Source organism: Streptomyces triticirhizae, from assembly GCF_003696235.1.
GTDB lineage: Bacteria > Actinomycetota > Actinomycetes > Streptomycetales > Streptomycetaceae > Streptomyces > Streptomyces triticirhizae.
The window spans coordinates 58,628-83,551 of record NZ_RFFJ01000002.1; the positions used below are offsets into that span (position 1 = coordinate 58,628).

The following is a 24,924-nucleotide window of genomic DNA, read 5'->3' on the forward strand; positions in this document are numbered from 1 at the left end:
ATCGGAGGCTTCCGACCGGCCATCCTGCCGGGAAACGGTCCGCAATCGAACGCACGTGCTATAGGCTGCGGGGCAGCCTCTCCGGCACTCGGCGACGATTGTCAGAGGTCCCCCATACCCTGGGATGGGTCGCTCGCGAGGCGCGAGCTTCCCCCTCGACCAACGAAAGGTGCCATCCGGCGTGGCCGACCGACTCATCGTTCGTGGCGCTCGCGAGCACAATCTCAGGAATGTCTCGCTCGACCTGCCCCGCGACTCGCTCATCGTCTTCACCGGGCTGTCGGGATCGGGCAAGTCCTCGCTCGCCTTCGACACGATCTTCGCCGAGGGCCAGCGGCGATACGTCGAGTCGCTGTCCGCGTACGCCCGGCAGTTCCTGGGCCAGATGGACAAGCCGGACGTGGACTTCATCGAGGGCCTGTCCCCGGCGGTCTCCATCGACCAGAAGTCCACGTCGCGCAACCCGCGCTCCACCGTGGGCACCATCACGGAGGTCTACGACTACCTCCGGCTGCTCTTCGCCAGGATCGGCAAGCCGCACTGCCCGGAGTGCGGGCGCCCGATCGCCCGGCAGTCGCCCCAGGCCATCGTGGACAAGGTGCTGGGCCTGGCCGAGGGCAGCAGGTTCCAGGTGCTCTCGCCGCTGGTGCGCGAGCGCAAGGGCGAGTTCGTCGACCTGTTCGCCGACCTCCAGGCCAAGGGGTACAGCCGCGCCCGGGTGGACGGCGCCACGGTCCAGCTCTCCGACCCGCCCAAGCTGAAGAAGCAGGAGAAGCACACCATCGAGGTGGTGGTGGACCGGCTGACCGTCAAGGAGAGCGCCAAGCGGCGGCTGACGGACTCGGTGGAGACGGCCCTGGGCCTCTCCGGCGGGATGGTCATCCTGGACTTCGTGGACCTCCCCGAGGACGACCCGCAGCGGGAGCGGATGTACTCGGAGCACCTGTACTGCCCGTACGACGACCTCTCCTTCGAGGAGTTGGAGCCGCGCTCCTTCTCGTTCAACTCCCCGTTCGGCGCCTGCCCGGAGTGCACCGGCATCGGCACCCGGATGGAGGTCGACCCGGAGCTGATCATCCCCGACCCGGAGAAGACCCTGGAGGAGGGGGCGATCCACCCCTGGTCGCACGGCCACACCAAGGGGTACTTCAACCTGCTGATCGGCGCCCTCGGCGACGCGTTGAACTTCCGCACCGACATCCCCTGGGAGGGACTGCCGCAGCGCGCGAAGAAGGCCCTGCTCAACGGGCACAAGACCAAGATCGAGGTCCGCTACGAGAACCGCCACGGCCAGGAGCGGGCGTACACCACGGCCTTCGAGGGCGTGCTGCCGTTCATCCGCAGGCGGCACGCGGAGGCCGAGACGGACTCGGGGCGCGAGCGCTTCGAGGGGTACATGCGCGAGGTGCCCTGCCCGGCCTGCCAGGGCACCCGGCTCAAGCCGCTGGTGCTGGCGGTCACCGTCGAGGGGCGCTCCATCGCCGAGGTCGCGGGCATGTCGATCAGCGAGTGCGCCGAGTTCCTCGGCCGGATGGAGCTGACCGCCCGCGAGAAGAAGATCGCCGAGCGGGTCCTCAAGGAGGTCAACGAGCGGCTGCGGTTCCTGGTGGACGTGGGCCTCGACTACCTCTCGCTCAACCGGGCCGCCGGCTCGCTCTCCGGCGGTGAGGCGCAGCGCATCCGGCTGGCCACCCAGATCGGCTCCGGGCTCGTCGGGGTGCTCTATGTGCTGGACGAGCCGTCCATCGGCCTGCACCAGCGGGACAACCACCGGCTGATCGAGACCCTGGTCCGGCTGCGCGACCTGGGGAACACGCTGATCGTCGTCGAGCACGACGAGGACACCATCAAGACGGCGGACTGGGTGGTGGACATCGGCCCGGGCGCCGGCGAGCACGGCGGCCGCGTGGTGCACAGCGGCAGCCTGGCCGGCCTGCTGACCAACGAGGAGTCCCTGACCGGGCAGTACCTCTCCGGCGCGCGGACGATCCCGATCCCGGCGCAGCGGCGCCCGCTGGACCCGGACCGGATGATCACGGTGCACGGCGCCCGCGAGCACAACCTGCGCGGGATCGACGTCAGCTTCCCGGTGGGGCTGCTGACGGCGGTCACCGGGGTGTCGGGATCGGGGAAGTCCACCCTGGTCAACGACATCCTCTACACCCATCTGGCCCGGGAGTTGAACGGCGCCAAGGCGGTCCCCGGGCGGCACACCCGGGTCACCGGGGACGACCTGGTGGACAAGGTGGTCCATGTCGACCAGTCGCCGATCGGCCGCACCCCCCGGTCCAACCCGGCCACCTACACCGGCGTCTTCGACCATGTGCGGCGGCTGTTCGCCGAGACCATGGAGGCCAAGGTCCGGGGGTACCAGCCGGGGCGCTTCTCGTTCAACGTCAAGGGCGGCCGCTGCGAGAACTGCTCGGGCGACGGCACGATCAAGATCGAGATGAACTTCCTGCCGGACGTCTATGTGCCCTGCGAGGTCTGCCACGGCGCCCGGTACAACCGGGAGACCCTGGAGGTGCACTACAAGGGCAAGTCCATCGCCGAGGTGCTGGACATGCCGATCGAGGAGGCGCTGGACTTCTTCGCGGCGGTGCCGGCCATCGCCCGTCATCTGCGCACCCTCAACGACGTGGGCCTGGGCTATGTCCGCCTCGGGCAGCCCGCGCCCACCCTCTCCGGCGGCGAGGCGCAACGCGTCAAGCTGGCCTCCGAGTTGCAGAAGCGGGCCACCGGCAGCACGGTCTACGTGCTGGACGAGCCCACCACCGGGCTGCACTTCGAGGACATCCGCAAGCTGATCTCGGTCCTCTCCGACCTGGTGGACAAGGGCAACACGGTGGTCGTCATCGAGCACAACCTCGATGTGATCAAGACCGCCGACTGGGTGTTGGACATGGGCCCCGAGGGCGGGTTCGCCGGCGGGCAGCTGATCGCCGAGGGCACCCCGGAGCAGGTCGCGGCGGTGCCGGCCAGCCACACCGGCAAGTTCCTGCGGGACATCCTGGGCGACGCGGTCAGCGACGCCGCGCCGGCGGCCAACCGCCGCAGGTCGACGCGGAAAACGTCCGCCGCCTCGGCGGCCTCCTCGACCGGCGGCGCCGCCCGGCCCGCCAAGAAGCGAGCCGCCGCCAAACGCTGAGCTGTTCGACCACGCTGTTTCCCGGGAGTTCTTGGTCGACCCCTGGCACCCGGTCAACTCCCTTGGAACGCTGAGCCGCTGGGCGCACACCCGCGCCACCAGGCACGCGTTCTTGAGGGAGTTCCCTTGCCAGGATTCGCGGTGCGTCGATCACTTCGCGCACCTTCACTGATCGCGGCCGGAGCCGCGTTCGCCCTGACCAGCGGGCTGGTCTCGCCGGCGAACGCCGCTCCGCCGCCCCCGCCAGCCGCCTCGCTCGCCCCCGCGCTCCCCACCGGGATCGTGGACCGCGACGGTCTTGAGCTGACCCGGACCGAGCAACCGCTCGCCCCGGGCGCCGAGCTGACCAGCTATCACCGTCTGGAGTCCGACAAGTGGTTGAGCGCCCACGCGCTCACCCTCGACCTCGACGCCGATCTGCGCGTCGACTACCTCGCCCCCGAACACGTCGCCGACGCGGCGCCGTTGAGCGATCTGGTCGCCGACCACGACCCGGGCGAGGGCCGGACCACGGTGGCGGCCATCAACGCCGACTTCTTCGACATCAACGCGACCAACGCCCCGCTGGGCCCCGGGATCTCCGAGGGCGAGCTGGTGCACGGCTCGTCCGGCGGCGCCACCTCGGCCGTCGGGATCTCCCCGGACGGCGCTGGCCGCATCCTCGACCTCTACTTCGACGGCACGGCCACCCTGCCGGACGGCGCGGTCGACCTGGCCGGCCTCAACAGCCCGGATGTTCCGCCGGGCGGCGTCGGGGTCTTCACCCCGGGCTGGGGCGAGGCGGACCGAGCGCTGGTGGTGGCCGACGCCGGGGAGACCACCGAGGTGGTGATCAGCGACGGCGAGGTCGCCTCGGTCTCCGACAAGCCGGGCAGCGGACCGATCCCCGAGGACACCACGGTGCTGCTGGGCCGGGAGCGCGGGGCGTTGGCCCTGGACGGCCTCCGGGTGGGCGACCCGGTGTCGCTGGAGTACGCGCCGGTCACCGACGACGGCTCCGAGCTGCCGCGCACGGCGGTGGGCGGGCGCGGCCTGCTGGTGGTGGACGGCGAGCCGCAGAACTGGGAGGGCCTGCCCAACAACCCGACAGCGCCGCGCACCGCCGTCGGCTTCTCCCGCGACGGGCAGCGGATGTTCGTGCTGAGCGTGGAGGGGCGGCAGGCCCACTCCGGCGGCACCACGCTGACCGAGCTGGCCGTGATGATGGCCGACCTCGGCGCCCACAACGCGCTCAACCTCGACGGCGGCGGCTCCAGCACCCTGCTGGCCAGGCTTCCCGGCGCGGCCGGGCCCGAGTTGGTCAACAGCCCCTCGGACGGCGCGGAGCGCGAGGTGCCCAACGGGCTGGCCATCACCACCCCGACCGGCAGCGGCGAGCTGTCCGGGCTGCGCGTGGCCACGGTCGCCGACCCGGCGCTGGCGCCCACGGCCGACCCGGTGGCCGGCGGGCACCCCGAACGGGTCTTCCCCGGCCTGACCAGGGAGTTGACGGCCATCGGCCATGACGAGACCTATGGCCCGGCCGAGGCGAGGCCGCGCTGGCACTCCGACCGGGCCCGGGTCGGCACCGTGCGCGACGGCGTCTTCCGGGCCGGCGCTCCGGGAACGGTCGAGGTCAGCGCCCAGGAACGGCGCGCCGAGGGGACGACCGAACTGACCGTCGTCGGCGAGTTGACGGAGATCTCGACCAGCACCCGACGGCTGGGGCTGGCCGGCCCGGGGGCCGTCGGCACGTTCGGCGTCCTGGGGGTGGACGCGGCGGGCACCTCGGCGCCGATCGAGCCGACGGACGTGCGGCTCGACTACGACGCGTCGCTGTTCACCGTCGAACCGGACGCGGCCGGCGGCGGGTTCACGGTCACCGCCGGGGAGCATGAGTCGGCGTCCGGGCTGGTGACGGTCTCGGTCGGGGAGGTCACCACTCAACTGGCCGTCACGGTGGGCCTGGACGACACCGCCGTCGCCGACTTCTCGGACGCCGACGAGTGGACCTTCGACCACGCCAGGGCCGACGGCTCGGTGGCGCCCGAGCCGGAGGGCCGGGAGGGGGCGGGGCTGCGGCTGTCCTACGACTTCTCGCTGTCCACCGCGACCAGGGCGGCCTATGTCCATCCCCCCGCCGCCCTCGAAGTCCCGGGCCAGCCCGCGCGGTTCACCCTGTGGGTGCGCGGCGACGGTCGGGGCGCCTGGCCCTCGCTCCAGCTGCGGGACGCCCGGGGCACCGACCAGGTGCTGCGGGCCGAGCACCTCGACTTCGAGGGGTGGCGGCAGCTGACGTTCGAGGTGCCGCAGGGCACGGCCTATCCGGTGTCGGTGCACCGGTTCTATCTGGCGGAGACCCGGCCGGACCAGAGCTACGTCAGCGAGGTGGTCATCGACGAGCTGCGCGCGTTGACGCCGCCCGAGGTGGAGCTGCCCGAACGGCCGCGCGGCGCCGAGCCGTTGATCGACACGGCCGCCGGGACCGACGGGCGGGAGTGGCGCTTCGCCGTGGTCTCGGACGCGCAGTTCGTGGCGCGGGCCCCGGAGAGCGAGCTGGTCGCCTCGGCCCGGCGGAGCCTGCGCGAGGCCAGGGCCGCCGACCCGGACTTCGTGCTGATCAACGGGGACCTGGTGGACGAGGGGGCGCCGGAGGACCTGGCGTTCGCCCGAACGGTGATCGAGGAGGAGCTGGGCGACGACCTGCCCTGGTACTACGTGCCGGGCAACCACGAGGTGATGGGCGGCTCGATCGACAACTTCCGCGGTGAGTTCGGCGATCCGCAGCTGACCTTCGATCACCGGGGAACGCGTTTCCTCACCCTGGACACCTCGGCGTTGACCCTGCGGGGCGGCGGCTTCGCCCAGATCCGGGAGCTGCGCGCCCAGTTGGACGACGCGGCCGAGGACCGGTCGATCACCTCGGTGGTGGTGGTCGGCCATGTGCCGCCCAGGGACACCATGGCCCAGCCCGCCAGCCAGCTCACCGACCGCTGGGAGGCGGCGCTGCTGGAGCGGTGGTTGACCGAGTTCCGCCAGCGCAGCGGCAAGGGTGTGGTCTATCTCGGCGCGCACGTGGGGATCTTTGACACCTATCGACTGGACGGCGTGCCGTTTGTGATCAATGGCAACGCCGGCAAGGAGCCGGCGACCGTGCCCGAGGTGGGCGGCTTCAACGGCTGGTCCCTGGTCGGGGTGGACCCGGTCTCGCGCTCGGAGCAGGCCGAGGTCCGGCGGTCGCCGGAGCGTCCAGGACCCGACTGGCTCTCGGTGCGCACCATGGCCCGCGTCGACGGTCTGGCGTTGACCGCGCCCGACTCCCTGCCGGTGCGCGGCACCGGTGAGGCGGCCGCCGTGGTGACCCAGGACGGCGCGGGCGGCCCCCGCGAGGTGCCCGTCGGGCCGCTGGTCAGCGCCGACTGGTCCGGCTCGCGCGGCCTTCACCTGGGGCCGGCGGACGAGGCCGGCCCCCGGGCGGTGGCCGCCTTCGACCCGGCCACCGGCGAACTGACCGGGCTACGCCCGGGCGAGGTCACCCTGGAGGTGACGGTCAACGGGGAGACCAGCCGGGCCACGGTGGAGATCACCCGCCGCTGACGGTGTCGAAGGACCGGGAGAACCGGTGAGAACACGGCCGGGGGCGGGGCGCCGATCCCGCCCCCGGCCGCGCCGCCGCTTCACACTCCCCGTGACTGGGACGGCGACGACGGCGGCGCGGCTCAGCTCAGGCCGACCTCCTTCATCTGCCGCAGCTCCCGCTTCATCTCGGAGACCTCGTCCCGCAGCCGGGCCGCGATCTCGAACTGAAGCTCCGCCGCCGCCGCCCGCATCCGCTCGGTGAGCTGCTCGATGGTCTCGGCCAGTTCGGCCGCCGGGCGGTCGGTCAGCTCCCCGGTCTGCTTCCCCCTGCCCGCACCGGCACCGGCGCCCTTGCCGCCGCCGGACGGCACGCTGGGCACCGGGGCCTTGCCCCGGCCGGCCTCGACCCGGAAGCCGGTGCCCAGCAGCTGCTGGGTGTCGACCTCCTCGCGGGCGATGGCGGCCACGATGTCGTTGATCTTCTTCCGCAGCGGCTGCGGGTCGATGCCGCGCTCCTTGTTGTAGGCGAGCTGCCTGGCCCGCCGCCGGTTGGTCTCGTCGATGGCGCGCTCCATCGCCGGGGTCATCCGGTCCGCGTACATGTGAACCTGGCCCGAGACGTTCCGCGCGGCCCGGCCGATGGTCTGGATCAGCGAGGTGCCGGAGCGCAGGAAGCCCTCCTTGTCCGCGTCGAGAATGGCGACCAGCGACACCTCGGGCAGGTCGAGGCCCTCCCGCAGCAGGTTGATCCCGACCAGCACGTCGAACTCGCCGGCCCGCAGCTCGCGGAGCAGCTCCACCCGGCGCAGGGTGTCCACGTCGCTGTGGAGATAGCGGACGCGGATGCCCAGCTCCAGGAAGTAGTCGGTGAGGTCCTCGGCCATCTTCTTGGTGAGCGTGGTGACCAGGACGCGCTCGTCGCGCTCGGCGCGCAGCCGGATCTCGTGCACCAGGTCGTCGATCTGGCCCTCGGTCGGCTTGACCACGACCTCCGGGTCGACCAGGCCGGTCGGCCGGATGATCTGCTCCACCACGCCGTCGCCGCGCGACAGCTCGTAGGAGCCGGGGGTGGCCGAGAGATAGACCGTCTGCCCGATCCGCTCCAGGAACTCCTCCCAGCGCAGCGGCCGGTTGTCCAGCGCGGAGGGCAGCCGGAAGCCGTGGTCGATCAGGGTGCGCTTGCGCGAGGCGTCGCCCTCGTACATCGCGCCGATCTGCGGGACCGTGTTGTGCGACTCGTCGATGACCAGCAGGAAGTCGTCCGGGAAGTAGTCGAGCAGGGTGTACGGCGGGGAGCCGGTCTCGCGGCCGTCGATGTGCAGCGAGTAGTTCTCGATGCCGGCGCAGCTGCCGATCTGGCGCATCATCTCGATGTCGTAGGTGGTGCGCATCCGCAGCCGCTGGGCCTCCAGCAGCTTGCCCTGCCGCTCCAGGGTCTCCAGCCGCTCCGCCAGCTCGGCCTCTATCCCGGCGATGGCCCGCTCCATCCGCTCGGGTCCCGCGACATAGTGCGAGGCGGGGAAGACATAGAGGTGGTCCTCGGTCGAGATGACCTCACCGGTGATCGGATGGAGCGTGGAGAGCGCCTCGATCTCGTCGCCGAACATCTCGATCCGGACGGCCAGTTCCTCGTAGACCGGGAAGATCTCGATGGTGTCGCCCCGGACGCGGAAGGTGCCCCGGGTGAACGCCACGTCGTTGCGCGCGTACTGGATGTCGACAAAGCGACGCAGCAGGGCGTCCCGGTCGATCTCCTCGCCGACCCGCAGCGGCACCATGCGGTCCACGTACTCCTGCGGGGTGCCCAGGCCGTAGATGCAGGAGACGGACGCCACGACCACCACGTCGCGCCGGGTGAGCAGCGAGTTGGTCGCGCTGTGCCGCAGCCGCTCGACCTCCTCGTTGATCGAGGAGTCCTTCTCGATGTAGGTGTCCGTCTGCGGGACGTACGCCTCAGGCTGGTAGTAGTCGTAGTACGAGACGAAGTACTCGACCGCGTTGTTCGGCAGCAGCTCGCGGAACTCGTTGGCCAGCTGGGCCGCCAGCGTCTTGTTCGGCGCGATCACCAGGGTGGGGCGTTGCAGCCGCTCGATCATCCAGGCCGTGGTCGCCGACTTGCCGGTGCCGGTGGCGCCGAGCAGGACGACGTCCTTCTCACCGCCCCTGACGCGCTTCTCCAGCTCGGCGATGGCCGCCGGCTGGTCGCCGCTGGGCTGGTAGGGGCTGACCACCTCGAAGGGGGTCGAGGTGCGTGGGATATCTGAGACGGGCCGCATGTACCCCACCGTACGACCCCCCACTGACAACCGACGCGCCGCCGAAATGTCGCCCCCCGAGGTCTCACGCTGTTCAACTGACAGTCACCGTTCGCGCACCCGAAGGTTTCCCCCGGGCGGGCAAGCTCCCCGCGTTCCCCACACGGATGCGAGGAGTTCCTCATGAGCAACGTCACCGCCGGCTGGCCCGGTTGGCTTCTCGGCGCCATCGCCCTCACCGTGGTGCCGGTGACCTCGCTGCCCGGCAGCACCTCCCCCAGCAGCGCCGAGGCCGCCTCGACCGGCGGCGTGCGGACGGCGGCGGTCACGGCGGGATGGCCCGAGCGCGGCCCGCTGCTGGTGGCCCACCGGGGCGCCTCGGGCTACGCGCCGGAGAACACCGTGGCGGCCGCCGAGGCCGCCGCCGAGACCCGCACCACCTGGGTCGAGACCGACGTGCAGCGCACCAGGGACGGCGAGTTGGTGCTGATGCACGACACCACCCTGGCCCGGACGACCAACGTGGAGGAGGTCTTCCCCGACCGTGCGCCCTGGCGGGTGGCGGACTTCACCGCCGAGGAGATCTCCCGGCTGGACGCGGGCAGTTGGTTCGGCGAGGAGTTCGCGGGCGAGCCGGTGCCGACGCTGACCGAGTTCCTCGACGAACTGGGCGACAACCGGCAGCGGCTGCTGCTGGAGCTGAAGTCCCCCGAGTTGTACCCGGGCATCGAGGCGGAGATCCTGGACGAGTTGGGCGAGCGGGGCTGGCTCCGCGAGTGGTACCCGGGGCAGCGGGTGGTGCTCCAGAGCTTCAACGCCGACTCGGTGCGCACCGTCCACGAGCTGGCGCCCCGGGTGGAGACCGGCTTCCTGGGGACCCCGCCGGTCGAGGAGATCCCGGAGTACGCGGAGTTCGCCGACCAGATCAACCCCCGGCACGCCGACCTCACCGAGGAGTACGTGGCGAGCGTCCAGTCGGTGCGCGGGCCGCACGGCCGGCCGTTGAAGGTCTACACCTGGACGGTCAACGACGGCGAGCTGGCCAACCGGGTCGCCGAGCTGGGCGTGGACGGCATCATCTCCGACGTCCCCGACGTGGTGCGGGCGGCGCTGCGGGACTGAACGAACGCGGCGCCCGCCTGCCGGGCCCGGGCCGGAGCCGCGTGCCGGGCCCGGGCCGCTGACCTGCGAGGGGACGGCGGAACGGGCGACGGCCGGTGCGTTGTCAGTGGGGCGCCCTAAGCTGCCCGGCATGAGTGAGGAGAAGGACTGCGTCTGGTCCGTGGAGCGGACCCCGATCGGGCCGCTGCTGCTGGCCGCGACGGGGCTCGGGCTGGTCCGGGTGGTCTTCCACGCCGACGCGCGCCGGGTGCGGTCCGCACTGTCCGCCCTGGCCAGGGGGCTGGGCGTGCGGCCGGTGCCGGCGGAGGCCGGACACCCGCTGCTGACGGAGGCCGCCGGCCAGCTGGCGGCCTACTTCGCGGGGCGGCTGCGCGCCTTCGAGCTGGCGCTGGACTGGTCGTTGGCGTCCGGCTTCACCGAGCGGGTCCTGCGGGAGCTGGCCACCGGCGTGCCCCCTGGGCACCGTCGTCTCGTACCAGGACCTGGCGCGCCGGGTCGGCGAGCCGGGGGCCGCCCAGGCGGTGGGCGCGGCGATGGGGCCAATCCCCTGCCGGTGGTCGTGCCCTGCCACCGGGTGGTGACCTCCGACGGGGGCATAGGCGGCCTCGGCGGCGGCCTGGAGACCAAGCGCCAACTGCTGGCCCTGGAGGGGGTGTTGCCCAGCCCGCTCTTCTGATCCCCGCATCCTCCCTGGGTGATCCGGCTCACACGCGAGCCGCCTCGTGTCACAGCGGCCGAAGGCCCGGTGTCTTCATTACGACCCCTGGCAACGGAGGAGACACCATGGCCGAGAACACCGAGGTCGTCGTCATCGGCGGCGGGTACGCGGGCGTCATGGCGGCGAACCGCCTGACGCGGCGCGACGACGTGACCGTGACCCTGATCAACCCACGCCCGACCTTCGTGGAACGCATCCGCCTGCACCAGGTCGTCGGCGGTAGCCACGACGCGGTGGTCGACTACCCCAAGCTGCTCAACGCCCGCGTCCGGCTGTTGGTGGACAGCGTGGAGCGCATCGACGCGGCGGCGCGCGAGCTGACGCTGGTGGCCGGGAGCCCCGTCCGCTACGACTACCTGGTCTACGCGGTGGGCAGCGGCAGCACCGGGTCGGGGGTGCCGGGCGCGGCCGAGTTCGCCTACCCGGTCGCCGGCCTGGAGGAGGCGCAGCGGCTGCGGCAGGTTGTCGATGGGCTGCCGACGACGGCCGCGCTGACGGTGGTCGGGGCCGGCCCGGCCGGCATCGAGACCGCCGCCGAGCTGGCGGAGGAGGGCCGGGCCGTGACCCTGGTCTGTGGCGGGGTCCTCGGCCCCTATCTGCACCCGAAGGGCCGCCGCTCGGTCGCCCGGCAGCTGTCCCGGCTGGGCGTGACGGTGCTCGACGGCCCCGGCACCGTGGTGCGGGCCGTGACGCGGGACGCGGTGCGGCTCGACGACGGCCGGGAGCTGCCCAGCGAGGTGACCGTCTGGACCACGGGGTTCGGCGTGCCGGACCTGGCCGCCCGCAGCGGGCTGACCACCGACGAGCTGGGGCGCCTGATCACCAACGAGACGCTGACCAGCGTGGACGACGACCGGATCGTGGCGGCCGGCGACTCGGCGGCCCCCTCGGACCTGCCGTTCCGGATGGGCTGCCAGTCGGCCGTCCAGCTGGGCCCGCAGGCCGCCGAGACGGTGCTCAGCCGGATCGCGGGCGAGGAGCCGGCGGATGTCGCCGTCGGATTCGCCGGCCAGTGCCTCAGCCTGGGGCGTCGCGCCGGGATCTTCCAGTTCGCGCACCGGAACGACGTCGCGCTCCGGCTCCACCTCGGGGGCCGCCCGGGGGCGAAACTCAAGGAGTTCGTGTGCGCGAGCACCGTCAAGCAGCTCGCGCACGAGGGCCGCAAGCCGGGGGCGCGCGACATATGGGTCAAGGACGGCAAGCGCCAGCAACTGCTGCGCGCCCAGGGCGAGGGCGCCCCGACGGGCAGCGGCCGCGCGGCCTGAGCGCGGGTCCGTGAACCCCGATCGAGAGGAAGAGAGGGCGGGGAACGTGAGCGAGCCCACGGAGCGCGGCGCGGGGAACGCGTCGGACCCGGCGACCGAGGCGTTCCTCGCCCATCGCAACCTGCTGTTCACCGTCGCCTACGAGATCCTCGGATCGGCGGCCGACGCGGAGGACGTTCTCCAGGAGACCTGGCTGCGCTGGTCCGGGGTCGACCTGGACCGGGTGCGCGACCAGCGCGCCTACCTGGTCCGGATCACCACCCGGCAGTCGCTCAACTGGCTGCGCGCCCTGAAGCGCCGCAAGGAGTCGTATGTGGGCTCCTGGCTGCCCGAGCCGCTGCTCACCGCCCCCGACGTGGCGCAGGACGTCGAACTCGCCGAGAGCCTGTCGATGGCGCTCCTGCACGTGCTGGAGACGCTCGCGCCGACCGAGCGGGCGGTCTTCGTGCTGCGCGAGGTCTTCGAGGTGAGCTACGAGGAGATCGCGCGCGCCGTCGACAGGACGCCGGCGGCGGTGCGCCAGATCGCGCACCGCGCGCGGCGGCATGTCGACGCCCGCCGTCCCCGCGAGACGGCCTCGGCCGCGGAGACCCGGGCCGCGCTGGAGTCGTTCCGGCGGGCGTTCGAGACCGGCGACCTCCAGGGCGTGCTCGACGTGCTCGCGCCCGACGTCGTGCTGGTGGGCGACGGCGGCGGGGTCCGGCGGGCCGCGCCCCGGCCGATCGCCGGCGCCGACAAGGTGGCCCGCCTGCTCTTCGGCGGCCTGGCCAAGGTCGGCAGCGCGGCCAGCGGCGAGCCGACGCTGGTCAACGGCAATCCGGCGCTGATCGTTCGCCTGGACGGCGAGATCGACGGTGTGCTGGCGATCCGCGTCGAGAAGGCCCGCATCACCGGGCTGTACTACGTCAGGAATCCGGAGAAGCTCTCCCGCCTCTCCTCCGAGACCCCGCTGACCCTGCGGTGAGCGGGGGCGTTCGCCGCGCCCCACGGGCCCCCGCGCGGGTGCCGTTCCGGCTTGGGCGCGGAGGCGATCACCGTCACTCCCGCCGATACTGACGGTCCGGGCGGCCCGCGACGGCGCGCGAGCCGCTGCCGTCCCGGGCGCCCGGGGCGGCCGGGACCCAGGGCAAGGAGGCGACGATGACGCTGTCCCAGGATCGGCCGGCGATCACCTACTGCTCCCTGGAGGCCCTGCGGGCCAGGGGCTGGACGCCGCTGCTGGTGCGCTCCTTCCTCGGCGAGCCCGACCGCACCAGCCCGGTCGAGCTGTATCTGAGCGACCGGGTCAGGGAGACGGAGCGGCTGCCCGAGTTCGTCGCCGCCCTCCGGCTGCGTCGGCGGCGGGCCAGCGCGCAGCGCGAGGCGCAGGCCAGGAGGAGGGCCGAGGGGCTGGCCGCGATCCGGGCGGCGGAGCTGAGCCTCCCCCGGCTCTCCGAGGCGGAGCTGGCGGAGCGGGCGGTGGCGCACCGCAACCTGTGGGACGCGGGCCGGGCGGCGCGCTCCTGGGGGCACCGGCCCCGGGCGGTCACGGCCGCGGAGCTGACGCCGGCCGAGCTGGCGCACTGGGAGGTGCGCTGGCTGCTGGACCGGCTGGCGCCGCACGAGGAGCTGCTGAACGCGCTGCCGCCCGGTGAGAGCCGGGCCGAGGGGCGGCGGCTGCTCACCGGGCGGTGCTGGGACGCGATAGCGGCGGCCTACCCGGCGCTCCGTGGGGAGTGTGCCGCCAGGCGGGCCGCCGCCGGGGAGGGTGACCCGGTCGGCGGGCCCCGCTAGCGGGGCCGCGCCGGGGTCGTCCGGGGGGCGGTCGGGAGGTCGACCCGGAGGTCAACCGGCGGTCGACCGACTCACACGTCCGCGTCCTGGTCACGCAGGAACTTCATCGGGTCGATGGCCGAGCCGTAGTCGGCGGTGGTGCGGACCTCGAAGTGGAGGTGCGGGCCGCTGCTGTTACCGGTGTTACCCGACAGCGCGATCTCCTCACCGGTGTCCACCTCGTCACCCACGGCCACCTCGACCTTGGACAGGTGCGCGTACTGGGTGAAGGTGCCGTCACCATGGTCGATCACCACGGCGTTGCCGTAGGCGGGACCGTCACCGGCGCCGTTGCCACCGGCCTTGACCACGGTGCCCTCGTGCACCGCGTTCACCTCGGTACCGTTCGGCACCGCGAAGTCCTGACCACTGTGCTTGCTCGCCCACCGGTCACCGCTGTTGCCATACGTCGCCGACAGCTCGTAGTCGCCCGCGATCGGCGAGACCCAGTCCTCGGCCTTCGGCCTGTCGTCGGCCTTGCTGTCCTTGGCCTCCTGGCTCGACGCGGTTGCCGCGTGCTGGGCCTGGCCATGGGTGGTCTCGGCGAGTTCGGCGGTGGAGTGCGAGGCGAACACGTCGGCCTGGGTGCTGCTCCCGCCCTCGGCCGCCACAGCCGCACCGGACAGGGCGACCGTGGCGCACACGCCGGCCACCACGGCGGCGGCGGCACGGGCACGGAGCGACTTGGGGGCGCGGTTCAGGGTGGTGGTCGTGGTGGTGTTCAGCATGGAAGAACAACCTCTGCGATTCGGGGACATCCCGACCGAAAGCGACCGGGCGAATCTCATTGATAACGGGCAATTCACCCCGGCACAAGACCCCCTCTTACTATCCGATCCCGTAGCGAGAAGGGCGGGAACAAAGGCCCTGGACGCTCCCTTCACGGAATGCGGAAAGGCCTCCCCCGGGCACGCTTCCGCGCCCGATGCGGCGATGCCACCGCCGCTCACCTGCGCTTTTCCCGGACCGTCCGGAAGTCGGTCGGCGCGCCGGACGAAATTCCCGGCGTGGGATGACAAAAGTCCCGGGACCTTGGTCCCTTTCCTCTCCTAATCGCGGTCGTAGGCGCCGAAAGGGATGTGTCGGGCCTCACCGCGAGGGCGTCGAGAAGGGCTCGGAAAGGCCCCCGGGAACCCGTCTGGGGCCCGGTGGCCCGGACCGTCTCAGCGGGGGAAGACCTCGAACGTGGTGCAGCGCCGGCCGCCGAAGCGCGGGGCCGCCGCGTCGACGGCGCCCGTCAGCAGCTCCCGAGCGTAGGCGGCCGGGTCGGGCTCGCCGAGGCCGGTGACATAGGCGCCGTGCTCGACCAGCGAGGCGATGCCCCGCTCCAGGGCGGCCTCGCTCAGCGGCTGGGCATGGGTGGGCCGGGGCGAGGCCGCCACGGCCACCCAGCGGACCCCGTCCCAGGGTTCGAGGCCGCCCTCGCCCAGCTGGTCGGGGAAGATCCAGCGGTTCCCGGCGTCCCCCGCCGCGTCCAGCACGGCACGCCCCACGGTGCGGTGGTCGGGGGTGTTCCAGGCGGTGCCGCCCCAGGTGTCGTGGTGGTTGAGGGTGATCAGCAGTTCGGGCCGGTGCCGGCGGACGGCCGCCGCCAGGTCGGCGCGGAGCGCGAGACCGGGCTCGACGACCCCGTCGCGGTGGTCGAGGAACTCCACCGTCCGCACCCCGACGGCCGCCGCGCTGGCCCGCTGCTCGGCCTCCCGCACCCGGGCCGACTCCTCGGGCGGGATGCCGTCGATGCCGGCCTCGCCCCTGGTGACCAGCACATACGCGACCTCGCGCCCGCTCTCGGTCCACTCGGCGACGGCCCCGGAGGCGCCGTACTCCAGGTCGTCCGGGTGAGCCACGATGGCCAGGGCGCGTCGCCAGTCCAGGGGCATCGGGGGCAGCTGGTCGGTCACCACGGTCTCCTCGGGTCGGAGCGGAAGCCGGAAACAGGTCCCGGCACTCGGCTTGGCGCGATGCGGCGGGCCGGGGACACCGACCCTAGGCCGTGGATCATCCGTCCGGCGCCTCCGGCTCGGGAACGGTCGGCACCGGAAGCCCGGCGAGCCGCCTCCGGCAGCGCTCGGCGCGCCGGGTCAGCGTCTCCCAGACGGCGCGGGCCCCCTCGTCGCGGCGGTGGCTCAGCCCACGCTCGCAGACGGTCAGCGCGGCGCGGTCCTCGCCGAGGCGCTCGTGGCCGAGGGAGAGCCGGTTGAAGACCACCGGGTCGCGCACCCCCTCGTCCACCGCCCACTGCCACAGGCGCATCGCCTCGGCCACGCGCCCCCGCCGCTCCATTCCCTGCCCCGCGTACCGGGCCGCGCGCCCCAGGGCCGCGAGGTCCCCGGCGGCGCGCAGCAGCGGAAGCGCGGCGGACAGCTCGTCGACCCAGGCCGGGTCGGCGCCGTAGTGCGAGACCAGGGCGGCCCCCGCGCTGCCGGTGGCGCACAGGCCGAGGGTCACGCAGGACCAGCACCGACCGCAGTCCGGCAGGGCGGCGATGGCGGCCGCCGTCTCGGGGAAGAGGCCCAGCAGATGGTCCGGGCTCTCTGCCCCCTGGTCGAGCGCGGCCAGCCAGGTCACGGGCTGGGCCACGTCGTCCCTGCGGGTCTCGGGGTCGGCGAGCAGCAGGTTGAGCGCGGTCCGCAGCGCCTCCCGCGCCCACTCGGGGCGCGGCCGGCCGAAGGCGGCGGTCGGGGACGTGAGCGTTCCGCCGAACCAGCCCCACAGCCGTCCGGCCTCGGGGCAGCCCTCCTCCTGGAGGGTGGCCAGCGCCGCGCGCCAGGCGGCGACCCCGTCGCGCCAGGCCGCGATCACCTCGTGGGCGCCGCGGTGCGCCCGGCTCAGCCCCGGGGTCTCGGCGTCGCAGCGGGCGCGCCTGCGGCGCTCGCGACGCAGCACCTCGGCGCTCGGCTCGGCGAGCCCGTCCAGGTCGGTGTGCCCGTCGGCGGCGGCGCGGTCGAGGAGTTCGAGCAGCAGCGCGGCGGTGACCTCGGCGTCGGAGTCGGCGCGGTGCGCCCGGTGCGGCAGGCCCAACGAGGCGACGCAGGTGGTCAGCCGGTGGTTGGCCAGCTCCGGGAGATAGCGGCGGGCCAGGGTGAGGGTGTCGAGGCTGGTCTCGGGAACGGGCCCGGCGCCGGCCAGCTCCAGCTCCATGACGAGGAAGCGCAGGTCGAAGCCGACGTTGTGGGCCACGAGGACCGCGCCGTCGAGCCGGTCGAGGATCGCGGGCAGCACCTCGACGAAGCGCGGCGCCGTGGTGCTCTGGGCCTTGGTGATCCCGTGGATGTGGACGGGTCCGGTGTCCCGTCCCGGGTCGAGCAGGCTGGTCCAGCGGTCGGTGACCCGGCCGTCGACGACGGTGACGAGCGCGAGCGAGACCATCCGGTCGCCGCGCTCGGGCTCGAAGCCGGTGGTCTCGCAGTCGAGCACCACATAGCGGTGACCGGTCAACGGGTGGGCCGGCGCGGCCGGTAGTGAGCGGAAAGGGGAACGGGAGACGCCGCCGGTGCCGGGGGCGGCGGGGGAACCGGGGGCGTCGAGCGGGTCCGGTATGTCGGTCTGCATCGGTGTTCCGAAGGGCGGAGGGGAACGCGGGCGGGCGCGCTCAGCGCCAGCCGTGGCGCGCCTGGAGGTTGTGCACGACGCGGTTGAACCGCGCGCGGTCAAGCGCGCACGCCTCCCGGCGCATCCCGTCCGGGTGGACACGCAACACGCGCTCCAGATGCACCCAGGAGTCGCGGCCCGTGCGGTCCCACGGCCCGGAGCCGAGCGGCAGCCACTCGTCGTCGCGGTCCCGGTCCCGGCTCGTCAACTGCACGGCCAGCAGGGTCTCCCGGTCCGCCTCGCGCGCCACCACCAGCACCGGCCGGTCCTTGCCCCGGCCGTCCCGCTCCTCGTAGGGCACCCAGGTCCAGACGATCTCCCCGGGGTCCGGATCGCCGTCGGGCTCCGGCGCGTACTCGGTGCGCACGCGCCCTATGCGGCGTGGCTCCACCTCGACGGTGGCGGTGGCTCCATAACGACCATGTATCTCGTCTGCCTGGGTGCGATCCATGGGCACACGGTATCGCCGCCGTCCACCTCCGTTGTCAGTGGCGGGCCTTAGCGTGGGGAACGGTCGAACCCCGGCCGGTGACAGGGGAGTTGAGAGGGGAGGTGACGGCCCTGGGGCTCAGGGCTCCATCGAACGCAGCACGCGTTCCCGGATGCCGTCGAGGAAGCGTGGCACGTCGGCCATCGCGGTGCCGGTGCACTGCACGATCAGGTCCATCACGTCGCCCGCCGAGAGCGCGCCCACCACCGGATGGACATGGGCGAGCGCGACGCGCTCCTCCATCCGCTTCAACACATGGATGGCCAGGTTGAGTTCGGGCACCCGGCCGGTGTCGCCGAAGTCGACCTTCCGCCGCACCACCCACATGTCGGGGATGACCTGCCCGAAGACGATGAGGTGCGCCAACGCGAACATGGAGCGGGCGCACTGGCGCGCGCTCTCGTCCGACTCGTCCTGGAGCGCCCGCACCGCCTCCTCGTCCTCGGCCAGATGGGCCTTGATCAGCGCCACGGCGTGCAGCACTTCGTCCCTGGTGTACGGCCTGACGGCGTCGTCCACGCGTCAACTCCCTGCTTACTGTGCGCTGACGGTACGAGCACCCAGTGTGTCAGCTCGCGCGCGGGGACGGGCCCGTTCGGTCGACTTCCCGCCCCGGGGGACGAGGCCCGGTCAGCCGTCCCGGCGCGGCCCGCTCCACGCCGGGCGGTCGGGATGGTCCATCCGCACCACCACGTCGGCGGCCCGCAACGGCTCCTCCTCCGCCGCGTACCGGGCGAAGGCGGGCAACGTCCACCGCTCCTCCGCCGGGGTGCGCCGCGCCAGCGCGCCCTCGGAGAGGTCGAGATGGACCGTCAGATCGGCGGGAAACCATCGCCCCAGCAGAAAGGTGCCATGGAGCAACAGCACACCGCCCGGCGGGAGTTCGACATACGGGCTGCGGGTGGCCCGGTCCCGCTCCGCGTCCCACAGATCGGGCAGCACCCGCCCGCTGCCGCCGGGGTCCAGCGGCGTCAGCACCTCCCGCCAGAGCGCACCGACGTCCAGCCAGGACTCCCGGTAGGAGTCCGGGTCCTGCCGGCCGAACTCGTACCGCAGCGAGGCCGCGCGCAGAAAGCCGGCCGCGTCCACCACGAGCGCCGAGCGGCCCCGCACCCGCAGCTCCTCAGCGACGGCGTGGGCCAGCCGTTCGCCGCCGGCCGCCGGGGCCCCGTCGAGCAGCATCCGCCGCCATGTCCCGGGCTCGACCTCCGGGGCGAGCACCCCCTCGGCGAGGGCGGCGGCCAGCTTCTCCCAGGTGATCGCCTCCAGTCGCATCCCCCCATCATCGTCGAGGCCCGGCGGGGGCGCGGACGGGCCCGGCTGGAGCGCGGACCGGCCCCCGCCGGAGCGCGGACGACGGCCGGACCGGCGCCCGTTCTCCGAGGTGGGCGCGTTCTTCCCTCCGCGCGCCCGGCACCGCACGATAGATCCATGAGCCACAACGCCACCGAACCCACGCAGCTCGTCCCCTATGTGGAGGCGCTACGCGCCCGGTTACCGGCCGCGCAGTTCATTCTGCTGATGCGCACCTTCAACGCCTGGCTGACCGGCGGCGGCCGACTGGGCGTTCCGCTGGTGCCGCGCCACGGCGCGGAGGACGAGCCCTTCACGGCCGAGTTGCAGAACGAGATGCTCACCCTGATGCGGCTGACGACCGCCTCCTGAGCCGGCCGGCCCCCGCTCCCCGCGCCCCCGCACGAGCCGGGACGCGCAGATCTCCCCGGGATTCGCTCCCTCGGAGCCGGCAGATGACATCTTCTTGTCAGGTGTTACCCGAAAAACACCACAGGGAGCGAAAGGGGAGATATATGCCGGATGTCTCCGAGCAGATCATCGATCTCGCCAAGCGGCGTGGCGAGCCCGTGGTGGTCCAGACCCTCCGGTCCTCCGCCGCCGCGACCCTCGCCTACCTGGCCGCGCTCCGGCTCACGGACGTCACCGCGCCCCTGCTGGCCCCCCTCACCGCGCTCCTGGTCGTGCAGGTCACCCTCTACGCCACCATCACCACCGGCGTGCGCCGGGTCAACGCGGTGGTCACCGGCGTGCTGCTGGCCTCCGCCTTCAGCGCCGTGGTCGGCCTCACCTGGTGGAGCCTCGGGCTGCTGATCCTGGCCGCGCTGACGGTCGGTCACCTGGTGCGGGTCAGCGAGTTCGTCCCCGAGGTCGCGATCAGCGCCATGCTGGTGCTCGGCGTGACCCAGGTCGCCGCGACCGCCCTGGACCGGGTCGTGGAGACGGTGATCGGCGCGGTGGTCGGGCTGCTGTTCAACCTGGTCTTCATCCCGCCCGTCTGGGTGCGCTCGGCCGGCGACGACATCGAGGAACAGGCCCGGCGGATGCGTCAACTCCTCGTGCGGCTCAGCGAGGAGGCCGACGAGCGGGAACCCAGGCTCCCCAAGCTCTCCGACAAGCTGGAGGAGGCCCGCCAGCTCGACCACGACGTGGCCCAGGTGGACGCCTCCCTGACCCAGGCCGAGGAGAGCCTGCGCTTCAACCCGAGGGCCAAGGAGCCGGTGCTCACCAGAATCGTGCTGCGCACCGGCCTCGACACCCTGGAGGTCTGCGCGGTGATCCTGCGCACCCTCTCCCGCAACCTGACCGACCTCGCCGCCAGGCGCGGCGACCAGCCGCTCTTCCCCGAGGACGTGGCGCCCGCCGTGCGGGAACTGCTCAGCAACCTCGCGGGCGCGGTGGACAGCTTCGCGACGCTGATCACCAGTCAGGTCAGCAGCACCGCCGACGAGGCCGAGGCGTTTCTTGAGGTCGAACTCGACGCGGCCAGGATCAGCCGCGAACACGTCGCCCAACTCCTGCTGACCCGCGTGCGGGAGCACCCCAAACAGTGGCAGTGGCACGGCTCGATGCTCGCCGAGGTGGACCGGCTGCTGGACGAGCTGGACACCGAACGGCGCTCCGCCAACCTGGCCAGGGAACTGGACCGGGTCTCCCGCGAGGAACGCGAGCAGAACCCGCGCCTGCACCGCATCCGCCGCCGGCTGCGGCGGCTCCGCTCCCGCGCCAAGGCTCGCCTGAAGCCCGAGCGGACCGGCTGACGCGGCGCCGCCGGGCCCGGCGAGCCGCGAAGCCCCGTCCGATCCGGGCGGCCCCGTCGCGGCGTCAGGAACCGAAGGTGACCGGCCCCGTGATGTTCTGCGCCTGGACCACCGGCCCGGTGACCTGGGCCTCCCCCGCGATCACGTTGTTCACGGTGCTCTGCTGGGCGTCCAGCGCCGGCTTGTGGGTGCGCGCCCAGTCGCGCAGCTGGTCGGCGAACTCCTTGTCCGCCTCGGCCCGATCCCTGATCTCCCCCACCAGCACCCGCACCGACTTCGTGTCGTCCGGGTCGGGATCGGCCCGGCCGGTGATGCGACGGGTGAGGGACAGCAGCGACTCCCAGGCATGACGCCCGGCCTCGTTGGCGACGCTGCCGGCGGCTGCGGTGACCAGGGCGATGGCGGACTGAAGCTCCATAACACCCACGGTAGCGCCCCGAACGCCGGCGCCGCCACGGGTTCGCCGCGCCCGCCGGAGCCTCAGCCCTCCTCGGCCAGCTCCACCAGCCGGGGCCACAACTCCTCGACCTGGGCGTCGAGTTCCTCCAGCGTTCCGTCGTTGTCGAGCACGAAGTCCGCGATCGCCAGCCGTTCCTCCCGGCCGGCCTGGGCGCCCATCCGGGCCCTGGCGTCCACCTCGCTCATCCCGCGCGCCCCGGTCAGCCGCGCCAGCCGGGTCTCGTCCGAGGCGTCCACCACGATCACCGCGCGATAGCGGTGCGAGAGCCGCTCCTCGGCGAGCAGCGGAACGTCGTGCACCACCACCGCCTTCGGGCCCGCCGCCCGCTGCAACTCGGCCGAGCGGCGCGCCACCAGCGGGTGCACGATCCCGTTGAGCGCCCTGCGGCGCCCGGCGTCGGCGAAGACCAGCCGCCCCAGCCGCTCGCGGTCCAACGACCCGTCGGCGGCCAGCACCTCCTCGCCGAACTCGGCGACCACGGCCGCGAGTCCCGGCGTGCCCGGCGCCACCACCTCCCGCGCGATGACGTCCGAGTCCACGATCACCGCGCCCCGGCGCGCGAGCGCCCGCGCCGCCTCACTCTTGCCGGCACCGATCCCGCCGGTCAGGCCCACAGCCACCATGGCGGCAGGCTACCGCTACGGCTGCCCGTCGCCGTCCTCGCGCTCCGCCAGGAAGCGCTCGAAGACCTCGCCCAACTCGTCGGCCGACGGCAACTCCACCGGCTCGGCCACCAGATTGCCCCGGGTCGCGGAGCCGGCGACCGCGTCGTACTGCTGCTCAAGCCCGCGCACCACGGCCACCAGGTCGGACTCGCCCTCGGCCAGCTCGCGCTCGATCTCGTCCTGCGTCTTCAACGCCCGCACCCGCAGCGTGTGCACCGCGTCGGGCAGCACCAGACCGGTGGCGGCGGTGACCGCCTCCAGCACCACCAGGGCGGCGTCCGGGTAACGGGACCGCGCGATGTAGTGCGGCACATGGGCCGCCACGCCGAGCACGTCGTGCCCACCCTGCTCAAGCCGCAGCTCCACCAGCGCCGCCGCGCTCCCCGGAACCTGCGCCTCCTCGAAGAGCGAACGCCGCACCGGCACCAGCTCGGCGCGGTTCCCGTGCGGGGTCAGCCCCACCGGCCTGGTGTGCGGCACGCCCATGGGAATGCCATGGAAGTTGACCGAAAGCCGCACCCGCAGCCGCTCCACGATCTGGCGAACGGCGGCCGCGAAGCCCTCCCACTCCACATCGGGCTCGGGGCCCGAGAGGACGAGGAACGGCTGGTGCGTCGCGTCCCTCACCAGCCGAAGCCTGATGCCGGGCTGTTCGAAGGCCGTCCACCGGTCACGCCGGAAGGCCATAGTCGGTCGTCTGGCCCGGTAGTCCACCAGCCGGTCATGGTCAAAACTGGCCACCCACTCGGTCGACTGGTCCAACAGCTGCTCGATCAGCTGTCCGCCGGTGTCGCCCGCGTCGATGAAACCGTCGAAGTGGTAGATCAGCACCGGGCCCGCGCTGTCGGGCCCGCCGACGGCCTCCTCGACCCGGGCGATCCCGTCGGGCTCCCATGCGTACAACTCCTGCGGATCACGCACCGTACCCGCTCCCCTTCCGCTGTCTCGCGTCTGCCGTCTCAACGCCCGCGCCCGCCACGGCATTCCGCACGCGGCGGGACCCCAGCGTAGGGCGGCCGGGCCCGGAAGACGCCGAGGGCCCGTCTCCTCAAGGAAACGGGCCCTCGGGCGCGGATGTCTCACACCCGCGACGGCTGGGTCAGCTCTGGCCGCCGGCCAGCTTCTCCCGAAGCGCGGCGAGCGCCTCGTCCGACGCCAGGGCACCGGAGTCCTCCGACGGGCTGGAGGAGTACGAGCCGCCGCCGGAACCGCCGCCCGACTGCTGGGCACCGCCGCCACCGCCGCCGGCCGCCTCGGCCTCGGCCTGGGCGTCCGCCTCGCGGGACTTGATGACCTGCGCCTGGTGCTGCTCGAAGCGCTGCTGCGCCTCCGCGTACTGGCGCTCCCACTCCTCGCGCTGCTTGTCGAAGCCGGGCAGCCAGTCGTTCGCCTCCGGGTCGAAGCCCTCGGGGTAGATGTAGTTGCCCTGGTCGTCGTAGGACGCGGCCATGCCGTAGAGGGTCGGGTCGAACTCGACCACCATCGGGTCGGGCCCGAAGTTCTCGTTGGCCTGCTTCAGCGAAAGGCTGATCCGACGACGCTCCAGGTCGATGTCGATGACCTTGACGAAGATCTCGTCGTTGACCTGGACGACCTGCTCCGGGATCTCCACGTGGCGCTCGGCCAGCTCGGAGATGTGGACCAGGCCCTCGATGCCCTCGTCGACCCGGACGAACGCGCCGAACGGCACCAGCTTGGTGACCTTGCCGGGAACGACCTGGCCGATCTGGTGGGTCCTGGCGAACTGCTGCCACGGGTCTTCCTGGGTGGCCTTCAGCGACAGGGAGACGCGCTCGCGGTCCATGTCGACGTCGAGCACCTCGACGGTGACCTCCTGGCCGACCTCGACCACCTCGGAGGGGTGGTCGATGTGCTTCCAGGACAGCTCGGAGACGTGCACCAGGCCGTCCACGCCGCCCAGGTCGACGAAGGCGCCGAAGTTGACGATCGAGGAGACGACGCCGGAGCGCACCTGGCCCTTCTGGAGGGTGGTGAGGAAGGTCTGGCGGACCTCGCTCTGGGTCTGCTCCAGCCAGGCGCGGCGGGAGAGAACCACGTTGTTGCGGTTCTTGTCCAGCTCGATGATCTTGGCTTCGAGCTCCTTGCCGACGTACGGCTGGAGGTCCCTGACCCGGCGCATCTCCACCAGGGAGGCCGGGAGGAAGCCCCGGAGGCCGATGTCGAGGATGAGGCCGCCCTTGACGACCTCGATGACGGTACCGGTGACGATGCCGTCCTCGTCCTTGATCTTCTCGATGGTGCCCCAGGCGCGCTCGTACTGGGCGCGCTTCTTGGAGAGGATGAGACGGCCTTCCTTGTCCTCCTTCTGGAGAACCAGGGCCTCGATCTCATCGCCGACAGCGACAACCTCGTTGGGGTCCACGTCGTGCTTGATCGACAGCTCGCGCGAGGGAATGACTCCCTCGGTCTTGTAGCCGATGTCGAGCAGGACCTCGTCCCGGTCGACCTTCACGATGACGCCGTCGACGATGTCGCCGTCGTTGAAGTACTTGATCGTCTCGTCGATCGCGGCGAGGAAGGCTTCCTCGGAACCGATGTCGTTGACCGCAACCTGCGGGGTGGTCGCGGTGGTCTCGGTGCTGCTCGTCATGTGGTAAAGGGCTCCGGTACGGACATATTGGTAGGCACTGCTACGCCGAAGACCAATATCGCACTGCCGCAGCCGGACAGCCTGAGAAGCGCGACTCCCAATCCCGAAGAACCGGAAAAACGCGCCTCGCCAACCGAGGGGACATACAACAGATGCGAGCGCGACCTGCTCCGTCC

The 24,924-nt window shown here is 72.5% G+C and carries 19 protein-coding genes and 1 pseudogene; 9 read left to right on the forward strand and 11 right to left on the reverse strand.

Annotated features, from left to right (window positions below):
* The first annotated feature begins 181 nt into the window (after positions 1–181).
* Positions 182–3,148 (forward strand): excinuclease ABC subunit UvrA, encoded by a 2,967-nt coding sequence (gene uvrA / locus EBN88_RS00880; protein ID WP_122181822.1) that lies wholly within the window; start codon positions 182–184, stop codon positions 3,146–3,148.
* 141 nt (positions 3,149–3,289) lie between these two features.
* On the forward strand, positions 3,290–6,724 hold the full coding sequence (locus EBN88_RS00885; RefSeq protein ID WP_233580358.1) for a phosphodiester glycosidase family protein: 3,435 nt from the start codon (positions 3,290–3,292) through the stop codon (positions 6,722–6,724).
* Between the two features lie 122 nt (positions 6,725–6,846).
* Here EBN88_RS00885 and uvrB read toward each other — a convergent pair whose 3' ends face one another.
* Complete coding sequence (uvrB, locus tag EBN88_RS00890; RefSeq protein ID WP_122181823.1) at positions 6,847–8,982, reverse strand: excinuclease ABC subunit UvrB; 2,136 nt, start codon at positions 8,980–8,982, stop codon at positions 6,847–6,849.
* A gap of 162 nt (positions 8,983–9,144) precedes the next feature.
* Between uvrB and EBN88_RS00895 the strand changes: the two genes are divergently transcribed.
* The 5 genes and pseudogenes from EBN88_RS00895 (at position 9,145) to EBN88_RS00915 (ending at position 13,839) form a co-directional block, all read left to right on the forward strand.
* Positions 9,145–10,083, forward strand: coding sequence for a glycerophosphodiester phosphodiesterase (locus EBN88_RS00895; RefSeq protein ID WP_122181824.1), 939 nt, complete (start codon positions 9,145–9,147; stop codon positions 10,081–10,083).
* Positions 10,084–10,213: 130 nt separating this feature from the next.
* Positions 10,214–10,759: pseudogene (locus EBN88_RS00900) on the forward strand (methylated-DNA--[protein]-cysteine S-methyltransferase).
* Positions 10,760–10,866: 107 nt separating this feature from the next.
* On the forward strand, positions 10,867–12,066 hold the full coding sequence (locus EBN88_RS00905) for an NAD(P)/FAD-dependent oxidoreductase (protein ID WP_122181825.1): 1,200 nt from the start codon (positions 10,867–10,869) through the stop codon (positions 12,064–12,066).
* Positions 12,067–12,112: 46 nt separating this feature from the next.
* A complete protein-coding gene (locus EBN88_RS00910; protein WP_122181826.1) occupies positions 12,113–13,030 on the forward strand; it encodes an RNA polymerase sigma-70 factor in 918 nt (305 codons plus the stop codon).
* A 176-nt stretch (positions 13,031–13,206) separates the two neighbouring features.
* A complete protein-coding gene (locus EBN88_RS00915; RefSeq protein ID WP_122181827.1) occupies positions 13,207–13,839 on the forward strand; it encodes a hypothetical protein in 633 nt (210 codons plus the stop codon).
* Positions 13,840–13,910: 71 nt separating this feature from the next.
* Here EBN88_RS00915 and EBN88_RS00920 read toward each other — a convergent pair whose 3' ends face one another.
* The 6 genes from EBN88_RS00920 to EBN88_RS00945 all read right to left on the reverse strand — a co-directional run bounded on the left by EBN88_RS00920 (position 13,911) and on the right by EBN88_RS00945 (position 19,234).
* Positions 13,911–14,606, reverse strand: coding sequence for a M23 family metallopeptidase (locus EBN88_RS00920; protein ID WP_122181828.1), 696 nt, complete (start codon positions 14,604–14,606; stop codon positions 13,911–13,913).
* Positions 14,607–15,041: 435 nt separating this feature from the next.
* Positions 15,042–15,782: a PIG-L deacetylase family protein gene (locus tag EBN88_RS00925; RefSeq protein WP_233580359.1), complete on the reverse strand. Its 741-nt coding sequence runs from the start codon at positions 15,780–15,782 to the stop codon at positions 15,042–15,044.
* Between the two features lie 94 nt (positions 15,783–15,876).
* Positions 15,877–17,430, reverse strand: a complete 1,554-nt coding sequence (locus tag EBN88_RS00930; protein WP_122181829.1) for a 3'-5' exonuclease — start codon at positions 17,428–17,430, stop codon at positions 15,877–15,879.
* 40 nt (positions 17,431–17,470) lie between these two features.
* Complete coding sequence (locus tag EBN88_RS00935; protein ID WP_122181830.1) at positions 17,471–17,920, reverse strand: type II toxin-antitoxin system PemK/MazF family toxin; 450 nt, start codon at positions 17,918–17,920, stop codon at positions 17,471–17,473.
* 117 nt (positions 17,921–18,037) lie between these two features.
* The gene (locus EBN88_RS00940) at positions 18,038–18,478 is read right to left on the reverse strand and encodes a DUF6224 family protein (protein ID WP_122181831.1); all 441 of its coding nucleotides are present in this window, start codon (positions 18,476–18,478) and stop codon (positions 18,038–18,040) included.
* Between the two features lie 111 nt (positions 18,479–18,589).
* Positions 18,590–19,234, reverse strand: coding sequence for a nucleoside/nucleotide kinase family protein (locus tag EBN88_RS00945; RefSeq protein ID WP_122181832.1), 645 nt, complete (start codon positions 19,232–19,234; stop codon positions 18,590–18,592).
* A 156-nt stretch (positions 19,235–19,390) separates the two neighbouring features.
* On the opposite strand from EBN88_RS00945, the gene EBN88_RS00950 reads away from it, so the two are divergent.
* Positions 19,391–19,624 (forward strand): hypothetical protein, encoded by a 234-nt coding sequence (locus tag EBN88_RS00950; RefSeq protein WP_122181833.1) that lies wholly within the window; start codon positions 19,391–19,393, stop codon positions 19,622–19,624.
* Between the two features lie 143 nt (positions 19,625–19,767).
* Positions 19,768–21,012: an FUSC family protein gene (locus tag EBN88_RS00955; protein WP_122181834.1), complete on the forward strand. Its 1,245-nt coding sequence runs from the start codon at positions 19,768–19,770 to the stop codon at positions 21,010–21,012.
* Between the two features lie 64 nt (positions 21,013–21,076).
* Here the strand turns inward: EBN88_RS00955 and EBN88_RS00960 are convergent, their stop codons facing one another.
* From EBN88_RS00960 to rpsA, 4 genes are all read right to left on the reverse strand, one after another.
* Complete coding sequence (locus EBN88_RS00960) at positions 21,077–21,430, reverse strand: hypothetical protein (RefSeq protein ID WP_122181835.1); 354 nt, start codon at positions 21,428–21,430, stop codon at positions 21,077–21,079.
* Positions 21,431–21,492: 62 nt separating this feature from the next.
* On the reverse strand, positions 21,493–22,095 hold the full coding sequence (coaE, locus tag EBN88_RS00965) for a dephospho-CoA kinase (RefSeq protein WP_122181836.1): 603 nt from the start codon (positions 22,093–22,095) through the stop codon (positions 21,493–21,495).
* 15 nt (positions 22,096–22,110) lie between these two features.
* Positions 22,111–23,058: a proteasome assembly chaperone family protein gene (locus EBN88_RS00970; protein ID WP_122181837.1), complete on the reverse strand. Its 948-nt coding sequence runs from the start codon at positions 23,056–23,058 to the stop codon at positions 22,111–22,113.
* A 178-nt stretch (positions 23,059–23,236) separates the two neighbouring features.
* Entirely contained in the window at positions 23,237–24,748 is a 1,512-nt protein-coding gene (rpsA, locus tag EBN88_RS00975) for a 30S ribosomal protein S1 (protein ID WP_122181838.1), read from the reverse strand.
* Positions 24,749–24,924 lie beyond the last annotated feature (176 nt).

Excerpts from the sequence above, each read along its gene's own strand:
- uvrB (WP_122181823.1), bottom strand. The coding sequence starts at position 8,982 with ATGCGGCCCGTCTCAGATATCCCACGCACCTCGACCCCCTTCGAGGTG.
- EBN88_RS00895 (WP_122181824.1), top strand. The coding sequence starts at position 9,145 with ATGAGCAACGTCACCGCCGGCTGGCCCGGTTGGCTTCTCGGCGCCATC.
- EBN88_RS00905 (WP_122181825.1), top strand. The coding sequence starts at position 10,867 with ATGGCCGAGAACACCGAGGTCGTCGTCATCGGCGGCGGGTACGCGGGC.
- EBN88_RS00915 (WP_122181827.1), top strand. The coding sequence starts at position 13,207 with ATGACGCTGTCCCAGGATCGGCCGGCGATCACCTACTGCTCCCTGGAG.
- EBN88_RS00920 (WP_122181828.1), bottom strand. The coding sequence starts at position 14,606 with ATGCTGAACACCACCACGACCACCACCCTGAACCGCGCCCCCAAGTCG.
- EBN88_RS00930 (WP_122181829.1), bottom strand. The coding sequence starts at position 17,430 with ATGCAGACCGACATACCGGACCCGCTCGACGCCCCCGGTTCCCCCGCC.
- EBN88_RS00935 (WP_122181830.1), bottom strand. The coding sequence starts at position 17,920 with ATGGATCGCACCCAGGCAGACGAGATACATGGTCGTTATGGAGCCACC.
- EBN88_RS00945 (WP_122181832.1), bottom strand. The coding sequence starts at position 19,234 with ATGCGACTGGAGGCGATCACCTGGGAGAAGCTGGCCGCCGCCCTCGCC.
- EBN88_RS00950 (WP_122181833.1), top strand. The coding sequence starts at position 19,391 with ATGAGCCACAACGCCACCGAACCCACGCAGCTCGTCCCCTATGTGGAG.
- EBN88_RS00955 (WP_122181834.1), top strand. The coding sequence starts at position 19,768 with ATGCCGGATGTCTCCGAGCAGATCATCGATCTCGCCAAGCGGCGTGGC.
- EBN88_RS00960 (WP_122181835.1), bottom strand. The coding sequence starts at position 21,430 with ATGGAGCTTCAGTCCGCCATCGCCCTGGTCACCGCAGCCGCCGGCAGC.
- coaE (WP_122181836.1), bottom strand. The coding sequence starts at position 22,095 with ATGGTGGCTGTGGGCCTGACCGGCGGGATCGGTGCCGGCAAGAGTGAG.
- rpsA (WP_122181838.1), bottom strand. The coding sequence starts at position 24,748 with ATGACGAGCAGCACCGAGACCACCGCGACCACCCCGCAGGTTGCGGTC.